The organism is Novosphingobium sp. AAP83, from assembly GCF_001295795.1.
In the GTDB taxonomy this organism is placed as follows: domain Bacteria; phylum Pseudomonadota; class Alphaproteobacteria; order Sphingomonadales; family Sphingomonadaceae; genus Novosphingobium.
In genome coordinates this window covers 36,608-52,771 of record NZ_LJHY01000039.1, presented here as the reverse complement: position 1 = coordinate 52,771, position 16,164 = coordinate 36,608, and the positions used below count along the sequence as shown (strand labels likewise).

Below are 16,164 nucleotides of genomic sequence, written 5' to 3'. Positions count from 1 at the left end.
AAAATTGGAAAGGTTCCTGAAATGACCGAACCCCTTAGTTACTCCACAGCAACACCCTGTCTTGGACTGCCGATGCTTTTTGCGGGGCAAGCACAAAAAGAAACAACGGTTAACGAGGCTTTGGTGGCTATCGACATATTGCTGGCTGGCAATGTGGAGGGCGTTGCCTCTGCGCCTCCTATTGCGCCTGCTGCTGGAATGGCATGGATTGTCGGAGCTGCGCCAACGGGTGCTTTTGCCGGGCAGACAGACAAAATCGCTGGTTGGACAGAGGGTGGCTGGCGGTTTATTCAACCAAGCGTGGGCATGCGCGCCTTTGATCGGGGCTTGGGCACATACCGGCAATATTCTGGAGGCTGGGCGATGCCGTTGGCCCCGAATCTGCCGACAGGAGGCGCCAATGTAGATGTTGAGGCCAGAGCGTCCTTGGCTGTGTTAGTGACCGCTCTCAAACAACTCGGCATTTTTTCGTAGGACTAACAGGAACTAAAATGCACTTGCAGCATTCCAACGGGACATGAGGGCTCCCACAACTACTGTGTTGTATGTCACAACGAACCGAATTCGTTGTTTTTATGCAACAGTGAGTGTGTTTGTCCACTTGCATGACCACTTTGGAACCGGTAGACAGACTGCACGACGTGGCATGATGTCGCTATAAGGGGAAACAATAATGCGGAAACTTGTCCTAGGCTTGGCCTTAGCCACGACTGCCATGGCATCACCGGCGCTTGCGCGGGATGGTTCTTGGTATGTCGAAGCAGATGCTGGCGCGATGATCGTAGAAGACATTGAGAACCTCACCGGTTCGGGTCAACTCGGCGTGCTTGATACGAAGACCGGCTATGATTTCGGTGGTATCGTTGGTTACGATTTCGGCGGTTTCCGTCTTGAAAGCGAAGTCAGCTATCGCCGTGCAGAAGAGCAGGCATACCAGGCTCCAGGCGTTAACCTGACAGAAGCACAATTGGGCGGTGGCGCTGAAGCTCTCAGCTTCATGGTCAACGGTCTGCTTGACTTCGGCCCAGACGATGGCCTTCAGGGCTTCGTCGGTGGCGGCGTTGGCGTAAGCCGTGCAAAGATTGGCATGCTTTACAACAATGCTGCACGCAGCATTGCCGATTCGGACACAGGTTTTGCATGGCAAGCACTGGCCGGCATCCGGACACCAATCAGCGACAATGTCGACCTTGGCCTGAAGTATCGCTTCTTTAACCAGAACGGTATCGATCTGGTAAATGGTGGCGGAAACAACGTGCGCACCCGTTTCCGTTCGCACTCGTTGCTTGCCACTCTGGCCTACAACTTCGGTGGCGCCGCCCCGGTTGAGGAAGCTGCTCCGCCGCCGCCTCCACCGCCACCCCCACCACCGCCACCCCCACCGCCACCACCGCCGCCACCAGTGGTGTGCAACAAGGGTCCGTACATCGTGTTCTTCGACTGGGATAAGTCGGACATCACGCCGGAAGCTTCGACCATTCTGGACAACGCTGTTACCGCCTATGGTAACTGCGCCAGCGTGCCGATCATGCTCGCCGGTTATGCTGACCGTTCGGGTACCGCGAAGTACAACCAGGGCCTTTCGGAGCGTCGTAACACGTCGGTCCGTTCGTACCTGACCTCGCACGGCATCCCTGATGGTTCGATCACGAATCAGGCATTCGGTGAAGCTAACCCACGCGTTCCAACTTCGGACGGCGTGCGTGAACTTCAGAACCGTCGCGTGGAAATCACGTATGGTCCGGGTTCGGGCATGTAATCTTCGGGTAAAACCGAGTTTCTTGAAAGGGGCTGGAGAAATCCGGCCCCTTTTTCGTTATAGCCTTCGACGGACCTGTGCGCGGAGATTGATAATGAAAATGAGAATGGCTCTTGTTGCTCTTGTGGCAACACTATCACTCGGAGCGTGCGCGACGGTTCCGCCGCAGAGCAACGCAAACACGCTTGCCACAGCGGCATTGGCGAATGCCTCCGGACAGAGTGTTGGCTCGGTGGAGATCGTGCAAAGCGGGACCACAGTGATGTTTCGCGCCAATGTATCGGGTCAGGCATCTGGCGAACACGGCATTCATCTGCACACGACCGGCAGATGCGAAGCGCCCGGATTTACCACAGCCGGAGGGCACTTGAACCCGACGGCGCACCAGCACGGCAGTCTGAATCCCGCGGGACCACATGTGGGCGATCTGCCAAACATCATCGTCGGGCCGGATGGCAATGGCATGATCGCGAGCCAATTGACGGGTACTGCCGCCGATCTCCTGGCCAATCTGTTTGATGCCGACGGAACCGCGATTGTCCTCCATGCCGGACCGGATGATTACAAGACGGACCCGAGCGGCAACAGCGGTGGCCGCATTGCCTGCGGGGTCTTGTTGCGTTTTCTGCTCTAACGTCATCTGGCTCTAGATACTCTCTCCCGCTGCGCGGGCGCGGCTTTCGATGTTCGCTTGCGCTGCGGAATAGAGGCGTATGGCGCAAACGAGCAGGACCAGCCCGACCGGCATTGACGCGAATGTAGAGATTACGCCGAGCGCGAGATCATCGTTGTGTGTCGCCGAGATATAGCCCGCAGTGAACGGTCCAAGCGCCAGCCCGACCAGCGTTGTCGAGAGCAGGAAAGTGGCCGTAGCCGTGCCGCGCATGCGTGGCAGTACCAGCGATTGGCTGGCTGCGGCGGCTGCGCCCAGCGCTGTGCTGGACAGGAGTTGGCCGCAGAACGAGAATATTACAAAGATCGCGAAGCTTTCGGTCCGAAATGCAATGATCGTCGGGATCACAGGTGCCAGCAATCCGAACAATACGATGTAAACGCGCCCGGCGGGGATTCGCGAGTGGAGATAATCCGCCGCCCGCCCGCCAAAAATCACACCTAGAAAGCCTGAAAGCGCGCTTGGTGCGCCGATAAACCAACCCAGCTCTGTTTTCGCAATGTCAAAGGTGCGTTCGGCATAGGGTGCGGTCCAGTATGACACGGCATAGGCTGCGAAGGCGACCATGCCATAGCCCAGAATGATGCACAGGAATGCGGGCGAACGCCAAATGAGGTTGAATGTTGGCGTATCTGACGATTTGAGGGCGCTGGCCCAACTGAACACAGCGTAGACGCCAAATCCGACGAAAATCCATTGTTGGCGCGTGCCAAGCCCGAGGAGCGTAGTGAACTCTATAACCGCAACGGTAATCAAAACGGCTGCCAGCACGTTCACGGCCAGCGCTGAAGGCCCGCGGCGTGCAGCGCCAAGCAGCGTGATCGGCGGGATCACATTCATAAGTTCTGCGAAGAAAGCCTTGAACGGGGCGGGCGCGGCTTTTGTTGGCAAACCATCAATCTCTCCGCGAATGGGCTCGTGGATCGTGGCTACCCAAAGTGCAAGAAAGACGCCGGGCAAGCCAACAGCTATGAATGCGGCTTGCCAGCCCACCAAATCCAGCGGTCCGCCGTTGGGGTACGCCAGGTTCCATTGCTCCACGATCATGCCACCAACCAGCAGTGATAAACCGCCACCGATGAACAATCCCGATGAATAGATCGCCAGCGCGGTAGCCCGCAGCCGTTGCGGAAAATAATCGGAGATGAGCGAGTAGGCCGCCGGGTTGGCGGTTGCTTCACCGACGCCAACGCCAATGCGGGCCGTCGTGAGTTGTATGCCACTTCGTGAAAAACCCGATATCGCCGTCATGATCGACCACAGAGCCAAACCGAAGCTCATCAGTTTTACGCGGTGCCAGTTGTCTGCAAGCCGTCCCAAAGGAATGCCGAATACCGCATAGAATACCGCAAACGCGGTCCCGTAAAGGAATCCCAGATCTGCGTCTGTCAGCGAAAGATCGCGTTTGATGTCGTTGGCAAGGATCGACAGGATGTGCCGATCGACAAAGTTCAGCACATAAACCAGCACCAGCACGCCAAGGACATACCAGCTATAAGCCGATGCTTCGCCGTTGTGAGGCTCAAGCTTTGCTCGTTCAGTTGCTGCCGTATCGGGTTCCGTCATCAAGGCCTGCCTCTGCAAATCCTGCGCGCCGCAGACGACAACTGTCGCATACGCCGCAGGCTCTCCCATCCGGCAGAGGATCGTAACAAGACCAGCTTTGTCCTGCATCCAGCCCCAACCGTGCCGCTTCTTTGGCGATTTCGGATTTTTTCAGGTGTTGCAGCGGGGCGTGAACAGTAACGGTCCCGCCTTCACTGCCGGCTTTGGTGGCCACGCAGGCGAGCGCTTCAAACCCGCCGACGAATTCTGGCCGACAATCAGGGTATCCCGAATAGTCCAGTGCGTTCACCCCGATAAACAAGTCTTTTGATCCGGCAGCTTCGGCCCAGGCCAAAGCGAGCGACAGAAAAATCAGGTTGCGCGCAGGCACATATGTGATAGGTATATCGCTGCCAACGCCGTCCTTGGGTACGGCAATATCAGCGGTCAAAGCGGATCCGCCAAACTGGCGTAAATCCATCGGCAGGATGATATGCCGCTCCACGCCCAACCGCTGCGCAATGGTTCTGGCAAATTCCAGCTCCACCCGATGGCGCTGGTTATAGTCAATGGTCAGCGCAAGCACCCGAAAGCCCTGCTCTTGCGCAAGGGCGGTGCAGACCATCGAATCCAATCCGCCGGAAAGCAGAACAACAGCAAGCGGCAAGGGCACGTCAGAAGGCATAGCACACATCGTTAACGGGCTAGCGGTGCCAGACCTGTAATGCAATGATTTCGCCGGAAGCTCTAGCGGCTGCAACTGGCCGTACGTCTTGCCTCGGCAGTGAAATTGAAGGGGAGGCCATTGTCGATCCCCTGCGTTTCAACCTGTACAAGGCGCTGGTTTTCGAACCGCAATTCGGTGTGGCCATAGCCGCCCGTCGGGCAGGTGTATTGTACAACAACAGAAGTCGGCGTGTCTTCAATCACGAACCGGCGGCACGTTTCGCGGGCATGGCGGATCTGGATAAGCTTGCGCCCGTTATCGATGCACATCTGTGCCGAATTGCTTTGCGCACCATGCGGCTTCACTTCCCACAACCCGGCTTCAAGCCGGTCCAGCATGGCCAGCGCAGGTCCTTGCGCAACGCCTGCCGTACTTGAAAAACCGGTATAGGCGCAAACAGCCAAGGCGCAGAACTGCACGACGTTTGCGATTTGCCGAATCTTTGTAGCCATCGGGCAGACTTTCACATGGGCCAGGACCACCAGCTATGGTTTCGGTCACAGCCTTGTTTGTATCACTTTTGTTGCTGCGATGAAACGGTATGCGTCCACGGTGAATCGTGAAAAGTGCTGTTAGATTCAGATGACTAGAGGTCTATTCCGAACTCGCGAGAGCAGAACGCGCAATCCACCACAATCAGCCCGTCATCGTTTTTCATCTCCTCACGGTCTGCGGCTGCGAATCGTGAGAGGATATCCTGATAGTGCTCGATCGTGCAGCGGCAGCCCCGGGTGAGGGCGGGGCCGCTTTCCACGCGGATTTCGCGCTCCTCATGGAATAAACGCCAGACCACGGATTCAAGGTCGAGTGCCGGATCAACCAGTTCGCTATCCCTGATGGACCGGCCAAGAACCGAAACGTGCTCCCACTCGGGATGATCCAGTTGCACGTGCAGGCGCTCGCGGCCTTCCTCGCCTTCAGGCAAGTGTTGCAACAGCAGGCCCCCTGCGACAAAGCCGGATGGTGTGTGATGCAGTCCCACGCGAAGCAAAGTCGGTACTTGTTCCGATTGGAAGAAATACTGCTCACACGCTTCTGCCAGCGAACTGCCCTCAAGCGGAACAATACCCTGATATCGCTGGCCGGTTGCGGCAAGATCGAAGGTTATCGCCAGATACCCCTCGCCAAACAGCGCAAACAGCGACGGGTTCGGGCCAAGCTCGTCGAGCCGCGCGCGGTCATGGCGAACATACCCGCGCAGTTCTCCGTCGCGATAGTCGCACACCAGCAGGTCGATAACGCCGCCCTTGGTCTGCGCCTGCACGGTCATCTGGCTGCCCTGATCCTTCAACAGCGAGCCTAGCAAGGCTGTAACCACCAGAGCCTCGGCCAGAACGCTTCGGATTGGCGCAGGATAGCTGTGTGCAGACAGGATCGTGTCGAGCACAGGGCCGAGCCGCACCACCCGCCCGCGCGCATCGCGGTCGGGCAGCGTAAAGTGCAGCAATTGATCAAAGCCGGTCGAAGGCTGGGCCTGTTCACTCACGAATTTCGCTCTCAAATCTGTCCGAAGACCCAGCGCAGGATCGATTTCTGGGCGTGAATGCGGTTTTCCGCTTCGTCCCAGATCACCGATTGTGGGCCATCCATCACGCTATCCGTTACTTCCTCGCCGCGATGGGCGGGCAGGCAGTGCAGGAACAGGGCGTCCGCCTTGGCCCCGGCCATCAGTGTGTCGTTGACCTGATAGGGTGCCATTGCCGCCAGTTTGGCTTCAGCATGCGCCTGCCCCATCGAAATCCATGTGTCGGTGACGATCACGTCGGCTCCGCGCGCGGCTTCGGCCGGATCGCGGATGATCTTTATATTTGCACCGCCTGCTTGCGCCGCTGCGATATAGGCTGCGTCCGGATCATAGCCTTCGGGCACGCCGATGCGGACGTTGAACTTCATCAGTCCCGCAGCCTCGACTATAGAATTGAGCACGTTGTTGCCGTCGCCCAGCCACGCCACTTCCAGGCCGGGCAGGGCCTTGCCGTGTTCGATCACGGTCAGCAGATCGGCCATGATCTGGCAGGGGTGTGACAGGTCCGTCAGTCCATTGATCACCGGAACCGTGGCGAAATGCGCCAGCTCTTCCACTTTGGCGTGATCATCGGTGCGCAGCATGATCACATCGGCCATGCGGCTGAGCACGCGCGCGGTATCGGCAATCGTTTCGCCCCGGCCCAATTGCGTGTTGCTTGAATCCAGTGTGATGGCCGCGCCGCCCAGTTGCCGCATCGCAATGTCGAACGACACACGTGTGCGGGTCGAGCTCTTTTCGAACACCATCGCCAGGACATGGCCTGCCAAGGGCGTATCGGCGTCGGGCGTCCCCTTGGGCACACCGGCACGCGCTGCCTTGCGATCAAGCGCGTCGTTGATCATCGCTGCAACGGCATCGCCGCCCGCATCGCCAAGATTGAGGAAATGCCGGATCATGTCGCAGGGACCTCATAGCTGGCGGCGGCTGCCGAGAGCCGCTCCATGAATTCATCGATGTGGCTATCGTCTATGACCAGCGGCGGGATCACACGCACGGTGTTGTCCCCTGCGGTCACTGTCAGCAACTGGTGATTGTCGCGCATGTGCACCACGAAAGGCCGTGGTTCCACTTTCATCATAAGCCCGAGCATCAGGCCGCGCCCGCGCACGCCTGCAAACAAATTCGGGTAATTCCCGATGAACTGCTCGATCCGTCCGCGCAGCCGCTCCCCCTTGGCGCGCACTTCGGCCAGGAATTCATCGTTGGCGACCACGTCAAGGATCGCCTCGCCAGCAGCCATTGCCAGCGGATTACCGCCATAGGTGCTGCCGTGCGTGCCGGCCACCATGCCGCGCGCAGCCTTTTCCGTGGCAAGGCAAGCGCCCATCGGAAAACCGCCGCCGATGCCCTTGGCGGTTGCCAGAATGTCGGGCGTCAGGCCATATTGTTCGTAGGCATAGAACGTGCCGGTGCGGGCAACGCCGCACTGGACTTCATCAAGAACCAGCATCAGGTCGTGCTCGTCACACAAATCGCGCAGGCCTTTGAGGAATTCGTCCGAGGCATCGCGAATGCCGCCTTCGCCCTGGATCGGCTCCACCATAAAGCCTGCCGTGTTAGGGCCGATTGCTGCCTTGGCAGCTTCAAGATCGTCAAAGTCGACATATTTGAAACCGTCGAGCATGGGCAAAAAGCCCTTGTGCATCTTTTCCTGATTGGACGCGCTGATCGTTGCGATCGTGCGGCCATGAAATGCGTTCTTGAACGTGATCAGCTCATATTTGTGGTCGTTACCCACGGCCGAATGATAGGCGCGCGCCGTCTTGATCGCACACTCCACCGCTTCTGCGCCCGAATTGGTGAAAAACACCGTGTCGGCAAACGTCAGATCGACCAGCCGCTGGGCCAACCGTTCACCCTGCGGGCTACCGTAGAGGTTCGAGACGTGCATCAGCGTAGCGGCCTGACGCTGGATCGCGCCAATCAGATGCTCGTGCGAATGGCCCAGGATGTTCACCGCAATGCCGCTGGCAAAATCGAGATAGCGCGTGCCATCTTCCGAAATCAGGTGGCAGTTCTCGCCGCGCACCGGACGCACGCCGCACCGGGGATATACGGGCATCAGCGGGGTGATCGACATTGGCATCTCCTGTTTAATCGCAAGCGGTCCGGATGACGCATCGGGCGCTTATTGTCCGGATGGAAAAAAGGGAATCAGAAACGACAAATGGCGGCCCCAAAAGGACCGCCATTTGTGCACGTATGCTACTTGCAAGCTGCCGGTGGCATCACCGGAGGCTATGCAATCGGGATCAACCCTGAATCGGCACTAGGTTGACCGCCGAGTGCTTGCCTCGTCGATCGACTTCAAGGTCGAATTCAAGCTTGTCGCCTTCGTTCAGTTCACGCAGACCCGAACGCTCAACCGCGCTGATGTGCACGAAAGCGTCAGGCTGGCCATCGTCACGCGTGATAAAGCCGAAGCCCTTCATCGCGTTGAAGAACTTGACCGTACCAGTAGCGCGCTCACCCGTCAGCTCGCGCTGCGGTGCATCGGGCTTAGCCGCCACTGCGATCACGTCACCAACGACCTGAAGATCAGCTGCCGAAACCTTACCACCACGATCGACGAGGTTGAATTCCAGCTGCTGGCCTTCTGCCAAGCCTTCAAGACCCGCACGTTCGACTGCGCTGATGTGAACGAACACATCTTCGCCGCCGTCTTCGCGCTGAATGAAGCCGAAGCCCTTCTGGCCGTTAAAGAACTTTACGACGCCCTTGCCGGTGCCGACAACTTGGGCAGGCATTCCGCCGCCGCCGCCGCCGCCGCCGCCGCGTGGGCCGCCGAAGCCGCCACCGCCGCCACGTGGGCCGCCACTGAAGCCGCCGCCACCGCCGCCGCCGCCGAAGCCGCCACGATCACCGCCGCCGAAGCCGCCGCGATTTCCACCGCCGCCGAAGCCGCCACGGTCACCACCGCCGAAGCCGCCACGATCGCCGCCACCAAAGCCGCCACCGAAACCGCCACCACCGCCGCCGCCGTAGGGATCGAAACCACCTTCGTCGCCGAATCCGTCGCGCTTATCCTTGCCGCGACCGCGCCGCCCTCTGTCAAAACCCATAGAAATCAATAGACCTTCAATCCGCCCCTACCTTCACGGCACCGCAGGCCGGACGCGGGGACCAGCGGCACGACGAAGGAATCACTACCGGACTTTGATGGGCCGGAGGTCTCCTTTGCGCGTAAGACTATAACCTAAAAAAAGAAGAGCGCGAACGGAATCGTCATGCCACCTTCATTTTCCCCTGAAAACTGTGGCTTTCCGGCCATTTTTGCTTTCAATTTCACCAAGGCTTGCCCCGCCAGCCCCCTTTGGGCACAAGTAACCCCACGCTTTTGGTGATCAGGACTTTGCCCCCATGTTCCGCAAGATTGACGATAAAACTTTTGCCAGCCCCCAGATCACGCTGGCCGAGGTCGCCTATGCCAAGGCGCTGGGCATCGGGTTGATCATCAACAACCGGCCCGAGGACGAATCCGACGATCAGACCCCCGGCCCTGATATTGAGGCTGCGGCCCATGCAGCCGGCATGGCCTATGTCGCCATTCCGGTAACGCACGCCGGGTTCTCCATGACGCAAGTCGAAGCCATGCAGCAGGCACTGGCGCAGGCGGGCGATGCGCCGGTTCTGGCCTATTGCCGTTCGGGCACGCGCTCCACCCTGCTGTGGGCGCTGGCGCAGGCCAAAGCGGGCCTTAATCCTGATGAAATAGCTGCCAAGGCCGCCGGTGCAGGCTATGATATCGGCCCCATCCGCGCGACGGTGGATATGCTCGCTGCTCAAGCCGGCTAAGCGCCCCATTGCCTGAAATGCCAGACCTTGATCCCATACCGGGCCTGTGGCTCGCGCTGCAACTCACCGTATCGCTGATCGCGATCCTCGGGCTTGGCTGGATGGCGCGCAAGCTTCAGCTCGGCGGCGATCCGCGCATTGCCGATGAGGATCATGCCCGCGCTTTGGCCGATCAGGCGATCTGCGGCTTTGATGCCACGGCGGTCGTACTTGACCGTGCAAGGGTTGGCGCTTTGGTGCGTGATCGCCATGACCGCGTGCTGTTGATCCGCCAGCACGGCAGCCATTTCGCCGCGCGCGAGATTACAAGCCACGCCGGGATCCGGCTTGATGGCCGCTTCCTCACCATCGCCACACAAGACAAACACTTCGGCACGGTCACGCTCGATCTTGGCGATCAGGCGCAAGTCTGGGCCGCCAGCCTTCGCCGCCTGGGCAGTCTCCGCCGTTTAGGAAATGCGCTGAAATGACGCCGATCGATGTCGTGACATATGCCGTGCCTTTTTTCGTGGCGCTGATCCTTGTCGAGATGGTCTGGGCTGCGCGCCATCATCCTGAAAAGTATGAACCCCGCGATACCCTCACCAGTCTTGCCCTCGGCCTTGGCAGCACGGTTGCAGGCGCATTGGCCGCAGGCGCAATCTTTGCCGCTGCATTGTGGCTCTATGATCACCGCGTGGCGACTGTGCCGGTCGCATGGTGGGCGTGGGGCCTGTGCTTTGTGCTGGATGACTTCAACTACTACCTGTTCCACCGCAGTGCCCACCGCGTGCGCTGGTTCTGGGCGTCCCACGTCAATCACCACACCAGCCAGCATTACAACTTGTCGACCGCGCTGCGCCAGACATGGACCGGCCCGCTCGCTGGCTCCTTCCTGTTCCGCATCTGGCCCGCCTTCATCGGCTTTGACCCGGCGATGATCCTGATAGTCGGCGGCGTGAACCTGATCTATCAGTTCTGGATTCACACCGAGACGATTGACCGCATGCCGCGCTGGTTCGAGGCGATCTTCAACACCCCCTCGCATCACCGTGTCCACCATGCCACGAACCCGCTTTATCTGGATCGCAATTACGCGGGCGTGTTGATCGTGTGGGACCGCCTCTTGCGCACCTTCCAGCGCGAACGCGAAAATTTGCCGCCCTGCTATGGCATCGTCAAACAGCTCGGCAGCTTCCACTTGCCCCATGTGGTGTTCCACGAATGGCAAGGCATGCTGGCCGATTTCTGGCACGCGCCTTGGCGCCACAAATTGTCCTACCTCATCCGCCCGCCCGGCTGGAGCCACGACGGCTCGCGCGAAGGGTCCGACGCGATCAAGGCGCGCTGGCAGGAACGGCAGAGCGAAGGGTGAACAACATGCAGCAAGACAATAAGCCTGCTGTCATCCTCACCGGTGCATCGTCCGGCGTCTGCGGTCTGTAGTTCTGCTGCTATCCTGACAGACCGCCACATGCAGCGCTCTTTGTTAAATTCTGACTACGGCTTTTTACGTCATTGACCGTATGCATCTCAACACCAGATCGCGAGGCTTTCGTCTTAAAAGCGGCGATGACACGGGATATCTGAATCTTTTCGGCGAAATAAAACCGGGTCGCAACTTAAGGTGGAAACATGCTTGACTGGTTTGAAAAAGATGCGCCGATCAGGAAAAAATTCGATACTTTGCTGATCATTTATACAGGCATTTCTCTTATCGGTCTGATCAGCACTGTTCTGGCAGAACTTGGCCTTCTTTCAGGAACTGTTGCGATCGGCATGGGGATATTCGCGCTTGCCGCTGTTATCACCACTACCTTGGTCGCAAAAGATCGTATCTGCCGCCCATACGTCAACACTGTTGTTCGCATGGAGGCACTTGCTGACGGCGATACCGAAACTCCGTTTGCCTATCCTGACTATCAGGACTGCGTCGGGCGCATGACACGGGCAATGGCGTCTTTCAGGCAGAATGCCTTGGAAGTGCGGCGCGCGAAGGAATCTCAAGAACTCGTCGTCATGGCGTTAAAAGGCGCAATGAGCGCGCTAGCCAAAAACAAGTTGAATTGTCAGATCCGTGAAACGTTTCCCGGTACTTATGAAGAACTGCGAACAGATTTTAACCGCGCGGTCACATCACTTTCTGAAGCCATCCACAGCGTGAACCAGACAACGCAGACGGTCATGACCGGCGCGAGTGAGATCCATAGCGCTTCTGATGATCTTGCGCGCCGCAACGAGCAGCAAGCTGCCAGCGTCGAAGAAACCTCGGCCGCCCTCAACCAGGTTACGCTGGGCGTTAACACCATGGCGCAATCGGCCAGCGCAGTGCAAGAATCGATTAGCCGAACGCACGAAGAAGCTTCAACCGGCGGTGCTGTCGTAGAACAAGCTGTTGAAGCGATGGCCGCTATTGCAAAATCCGCTGATGAAATTGGTCAAATTGTTGGCTTGATCGACGCTATTGCTTTCCAGACCAATCTTCTCGCACTTAATGCTGGTGTCGAAGCTGCGCGGGCGGGTGATGCCGGCAAAGGCTTCGCGGTTGTGGCTACTGAAGTGCGTGCGCTTGCCCAGCGTTCAGCAGACGCGGCGCGCGATATCAGGACTCTAATCTCGACGTCGAGCGAACAAGTCAAATCCGGTGTGAATTTGGTCGGGCAGGCTGGTACGGTTTTGTCCGGTATCGTGAACCGAGTGGGGGATATCAACCACCAAGTCGCAGAGATTGCCAGCAATGCGCATGACCAGGCAGTCAGTCTTCAAAAGGTCAATACTGCTGTCGCCGACGTTGATCGGGTTACGCAACAGAACGCCGCGATGGTCGAAGAGGCAACAGCTGCTGCTCGTTCGCTGTCGCAAGAGGCCCATGAATTGGCTAACGTGATTCAACGGTTCGACACGGGCAGCCAAAATGTGAGTCAGGCAACGCGCGCGCCAACAATGCGCTCTTCGGCTCAATCTCACAGACCCGCAGATCAATACCAGTCTATCGGTAACGCGGCGCTTAAGGTTGTGGGTTCTGACGACTGGTCCGAGTTCTGACGCCCCCATCCGCAAGGAAACGCTCCAGCGGCGGCAGCGACCGGGCGGGGTCCTCCTCGAACGGCAGATGGCCAAGATCGGGCAGACGCACCAGCGTGGCGGTGGGCATTACGCGCAGGTAATCGGCGGCATTGCTGATCGGGATCATGCCGTCTTTCTCGCCCCAGATCAGCAGCGTCGGGGTCTTGATGCGGGCCAGCACCGGGACCGGATCGCGCAGGATCGTCTGGTCCATGCGGGCAAGGATGGCGCGGCGCACGCCGGGGGCCAGCATCATGTCGCGATAGCGGGTCACGGTCGCCTCGCCCAGCCGTTCGGGGCGGGCATAGGCCGCCGCCAGATTGGCCTTCAGCATGCCGCGCGGCGCGGTATAGGGCAGCGCCTTCATCATCAGCGGGACGTCCGGGGCCTTTTCATATTCAAAGCCGGGGCTGGCAAAGCCATCGGGCGATACCAGCACCAGCCGCGAAACCCGGTCCGGCTGTTGCGCGGCGAAATTCCACGCGATCCGCCCGCCCAGCGAGTTTCCGACGATGGCAGCCCGCGCAATGCCCAACTGGTCCATCAATCCGGCCAGCACGCGGATTGATCGGGCATCGCTGTAATCGCCGGTAGGATCGCTGCCGGTCAGGCCAAATCCGGGCAGATCGAACCGGATCACGCGGTAACGCTGCGAAAGTGGTCCCGCCCATCCGTCCCAAGTTTCAAGGCTCGCGCCGAAACCGTGCAACAGGATCACCGCCGGTGCATCGCGCGGGCCACTGTCCCGCAGGCGAAGGCGCACCGCGTCAACCGTGCGGTAATCCCCTGCATAAGCCGCCGCCAATCCTGCGCGCGGCTTGTCGGGGGTATAGAGCCAGACTGACAGCGTAGCCGAGGCCAGCACGGCAAAGCCTGCCACACGGCCCATGATCTTTACACCGCGTCCCGCCATCCCGCTGCTAACCCCGCTTGGGCCACCACGGCACAAACCCAGATGTGCGCTGCACATATTCGCTATAGCCGGGCCGCCGCGCTGCCATGTCTTTTTCCAACAGCGGCTTGCCCGACCAGCGGGTGAGGGTGAAGGTCAGGAACACAGGTCCAATCGCGCTGATGATCGCAACCCAGGGGCCGGCCTCGGCTGCGGCCAGCCAGATGCCCCACCACACGCAGGCATCGCCAAAGTAATTGGGATGGCGGGTATAGCGCCACAGCCCTGAATCCAACACGCGGCCCTTGTTGGCAGGGTCGGCGCGGAAGCGGTTTAGCTGCGCATCGCCAACCGCCTCGAATACCATGCCGATCAGCCACAAAACGGCACCAGATGCCGCCAAAGCGCCCACAGACGCCACCTCGCCGCGCGCCAAAATGCCCATTTGCGCAGGCAAACACGTGATAAACAGCAAAACCGCTTGCGGCGCGAACACCACTTTCAGCGCCGCCGCGCCATAGCGTCCTTGCGCCCGCGCCTTGCCCAGCATCTTGGCATAGCGCGGATCCTCCCCATGCGCGCGCCAGCGGGTGAACAAATGCCACGCCAGACGCGCGCCCCAAATCGCCGCCATGGCGGCAATCAGGTCAGCCCTTTTCCCATTATCGCCAAACACTTGCGCCCACGATGCCAGCGCCAGCACAGCCATGCCGCCGCCCCACACCGCGTCAATAAAGCTTACATCTCCGATCCGCACCGCAATGCGCCACAGCACCACCATGCCCAGCACCAGCACAGCGGCATTGATCAGCAAAGCTTCAATCATGGCTCACCTCCGCCAGACTGCTGATCCCGTGCGAAGGATGCTTGGGTGTTACTTTGCGATAGTATTCAAAAATCTTAGCCATATCAGCGTCATAGTCTCCAGTTGGCCAGATTGCCGGGCCAAGCCCGCCGGTTTTCGTGCCATAATCCATCATGCCCACCACCAAGGGCACGCCGGCCTTCATCGCGATATGATAAAACCCCGTGCGCCACTGCCCCACTTTCCCGCGCGTGCCCTCGGGCGCGATGGTCAGCATGAAACGGTCACGCCGCGCAAACTCCGCTGCCATCGCATCGACCACGTTCTGCCGCGATGATCGCACCACCGGAACGCCGCCCATATCGCGCATGAACCTGCCCAGCGGCCAGCGGAACAGGCTGTCTTTGGCCATAAAATGCGGCATCAGGCCCAGATCCTCGGTCAGCCCGATGAAATAGAGGAAGTCCCAGTTCGAAGTATGCGGCGCTGCGATAATCACGCAGCGGCCATCGGCGGGCGGCGCGCCATGCGCTTTCCAGCCGCGCATCCGGTAAAAAGTGACGAGCGCCTTGCGCACCAGCCGCGATAACAGGCTCGGCCTGCGGTCTTCGATAAATCCTGTCATCCCCGTCTCCCGTGCGCAGCGTAGCGTCAGGGCGGGGCATTGTCGAAGGGTTCATTGGGTCAGGCAGTTTCGCCCGCATCGGGCCACACCGTCATTCTTGGAGTGGACCGTCGCAGGAACAGGCTGGGCAGCTTTACCAGCATCAAAGACTTGTGAATCCAGTAGTCTGACCAGCGTTCGCGCAGCTTTGCCTTGGCGCGGCCCTGCCGTTCCAGCCAGTTTTCATAGGGCATCCAGTGATCGGGCTCATCGCGCGCCACCACCTCGAAAATGCGTTTCATTGCCTTGTCAGACAAGACGTGGCGGTTGCGCAGCAGCACATCAACCTGATGCATACCGCGTTGTTCGGTCAGCATAATCACCCGGCACAAACGCTCGAATGCATCGGGGCTGGCGATCACGCCCTGGGTGTCCAGATCATCGATTGAGCAGCCAAACACTTTCTCGATGAACCGGTCGATGTGCCCGCAGGTGCTGTCCACCGCCAAAGGCATCCGCCCTTGCAATTCGAACCACCGCTTGAACATCACATAGTGTTTGCGTTCATCCCCCCGATGCTTGGCGATGGCTGCGATAAACGCAGGATCATCGGGGCAGCGCACACGCACCGCATCCAGCACACGATCCAGCGACGTATAGCCGCGATGTTCGTTGTAGATGTAGATCGACGCCAAAACGTCGAGAAAGCGGGCGCGGAAGCGCTGGATAATTTGAGGCACGCAACACAATGTCACAAAGTCGCGTTTCGTTCCATCATCCCCTTCGGACTT

At 59.3% G+C, this 16,164-nt stretch carries 18 protein-coding genes; 7 read left to right on the top strand and 11 right to left on the bottom strand.

The window, feature by feature from the left end; all coding sequences use genetic code 11:
• Positions 1 to 21 precede the first annotated feature (21 nt).
• From IP81_RS16105 to IP81_RS16095, 3 genes are all read left to right on the top strand, one after another.
• On the top strand, positions 22 to 474 hold the full coding sequence (locus IP81_RS16105) for a DUF2793 domain-containing protein (protein WP_082356236.1): 453 nt from the start codon (positions 22 to 24) through the stop codon (positions 472 to 474).
• A gap of 199 nt (positions 475 to 673) precedes the next feature.
• Positions 674 to 1,759, top strand: coding sequence for an OmpA family protein (locus IP81_RS16100; protein WP_054109034.1), 1,086 nt, complete (start codon positions 674 to 676; stop codon positions 1,757 to 1,759).
• A gap of 106 nt (positions 1,760 to 1,865) precedes the next feature.
• Positions 1,866 to 2,393: a superoxide dismutase family protein gene (locus IP81_RS16095; RefSeq protein WP_231627002.1), complete on the top strand. Its 528-nt coding sequence runs from the start codon at positions 1,866 to 1,868 to the stop codon at positions 2,391 to 2,393.
• A gap of 12 nt (positions 2,394 to 2,405) precedes the next feature.
• On the opposite strand, the gene IP81_RS16090 is transcribed toward IP81_RS16095, so the two are convergent.
• The 7 genes from IP81_RS16090 to IP81_RS21585 form a co-directional block, all read right to left on the bottom strand.
• On the bottom strand, positions 2,406 to 3,998 hold the full coding sequence (locus IP81_RS16090) for an MFS transporter (protein WP_054109032.1): 1,593 nt from the start codon (positions 3,996 to 3,998) through the stop codon (positions 2,406 to 2,408).
• Positions 3,970 to 4,662, bottom strand: coding sequence for a 7-cyano-7-deazaguanine synthase QueC (queC, locus tag IP81_RS16085; RefSeq protein WP_054109051.1), 693 nt, complete (start codon positions 4,660 to 4,662; stop codon positions 3,970 to 3,972). The genes IP81_RS16090 and queC overlap by 29 nt, the downstream gene beginning before the upstream one ends.
• Before the next feature lie 62 nt (positions 4,663 to 4,724).
• A complete protein-coding gene (locus tag IP81_RS16080) occupies positions 4,725 to 5,156 on the bottom strand; it encodes a hypothetical protein (protein ID WP_054109031.1) in 432 nt (143 codons plus the stop codon).
• A gap of 134 nt (positions 5,157 to 5,290) precedes the next feature.
• Complete coding sequence (locus tag IP81_RS16075) at positions 5,291 to 6,190, bottom strand: Hsp33 family molecular chaperone HslO (protein WP_054109030.1); 900 nt, start codon at positions 6,188 to 6,190, stop codon at positions 5,291 to 5,293.
• An 11-nt stretch (positions 6,191 to 6,201) separates the two neighbouring features.
• On the bottom strand, positions 6,202 to 7,128 hold the full coding sequence (gene argF / locus IP81_RS16070; protein WP_054109029.1) for an ornithine carbamoyltransferase: 927 nt from the start codon (positions 7,126 to 7,128) through the stop codon (positions 6,202 to 6,204).
• Positions 7,125 to 8,312, bottom strand: a complete 1,188-nt coding sequence (locus tag IP81_RS16065; protein WP_054109028.1) for an aspartate aminotransferase family protein — start codon at positions 8,310 to 8,312, stop codon at positions 7,125 to 7,127. The genes argF and IP81_RS16065 overlap by 4 nt, the downstream gene beginning before the upstream one ends.
• A 172-nt stretch (positions 8,313 to 8,484) precedes the next feature.
• The gene (locus tag IP81_RS21585) at positions 8,485 to 9,294 is read right to left on the bottom strand and encodes a cold-shock protein (RefSeq protein ID WP_054109027.1); all 810 of its coding nucleotides are present in this window, start codon (positions 9,292 to 9,294) and stop codon (positions 8,485 to 8,487) included.
• 298 nt (positions 9,295 to 9,592) lie between these two features.
• On the opposite strand from IP81_RS21585, the gene IP81_RS16055 reads away from it, so the two are divergent.
• The 4 genes from IP81_RS16055 (at position 9,593) to IP81_RS16040 (ending at position 13,051) form a co-directional block, all read left to right on the top strand.
• Positions 9,593 to 10,027 carry a TIGR01244 family sulfur transferase gene (locus tag IP81_RS16055; RefSeq protein WP_054109026.1) on the top strand — a complete coding sequence of 145 codons (435 nt, stop codon included), beginning with the start codon at positions 9,593 to 9,595 and terminating at the stop codon, positions 10,025 to 10,027.
• A 17-nt stretch (positions 10,028 to 10,044) separates the two neighbouring features.
• Positions 10,045 to 10,497, top strand: a complete 453-nt coding sequence (locus tag IP81_RS16050) for a hypothetical protein (RefSeq protein ID WP_054109025.1) — start codon at positions 10,045 to 10,047, stop codon at positions 10,495 to 10,497.
• Positions 10,494 to 11,381: a sterol desaturase family protein gene (locus IP81_RS16045; protein WP_054109024.1), complete on the top strand. Its 888-nt coding sequence runs from the start codon at positions 10,494 to 10,496 to the stop codon at positions 11,379 to 11,381. Before IP81_RS16050 ends, IP81_RS16045 begins: the two co-directional genes overlap by 4 nt.
• Positions 11,382 to 11,641: 260 nt before the next feature.
• On the top strand, positions 11,642 to 13,051 hold the full coding sequence (locus tag IP81_RS16040) for a methyl-accepting chemotaxis protein (RefSeq protein WP_054109023.1): 1,410 nt from the start codon (positions 11,642 to 11,644) through the stop codon (positions 13,049 to 13,051).
• On the opposite strand, the gene IP81_RS16035 is transcribed toward IP81_RS16040, so the two are convergent.
• From IP81_RS16035 to IP81_RS16020, 4 genes are read right to left on the bottom strand one after another with little or no spacing between them, the layout of a single operon-like run.
• Positions 13,014 to 13,985: an alpha/beta fold hydrolase gene (locus IP81_RS16035; RefSeq protein ID WP_054109022.1), complete on the bottom strand. Its 972-nt coding sequence runs from the start codon at positions 13,983 to 13,985 to the stop codon at positions 13,014 to 13,016. The two genes, IP81_RS16040 and IP81_RS16035, sit on opposite strands and share 38 nt — an antisense overlap.
• A gap of 7 nt (positions 13,986 to 13,992) precedes the next feature.
• Positions 13,993 to 14,790, bottom strand: coding sequence for a DUF1295 domain-containing protein (locus tag IP81_RS16030; RefSeq protein ID WP_054109021.1), 798 nt, complete (start codon positions 14,788 to 14,790; stop codon positions 13,993 to 13,995).
• Positions 14,783 to 15,394: a lysophospholipid acyltransferase family protein gene (locus IP81_RS16025; protein ID WP_054109020.1), complete on the bottom strand. Its 612-nt coding sequence runs from the start codon at positions 15,392 to 15,394 to the stop codon at positions 14,783 to 14,785. The genes IP81_RS16030 and IP81_RS16025 overlap by 8 nt, the downstream gene beginning before the upstream one ends.
• 59 nt (positions 15,395 to 15,453) lie before the next feature.
• Complete coding sequence (locus IP81_RS16020; protein WP_157573306.1) at positions 15,454 to 16,113, bottom strand: ferritin-like domain-containing protein; 660 nt, start codon at positions 16,111 to 16,113, stop codon at positions 15,454 to 15,456.
• Positions 16,114 to 16,164: the final 51 nt, after the last annotated feature.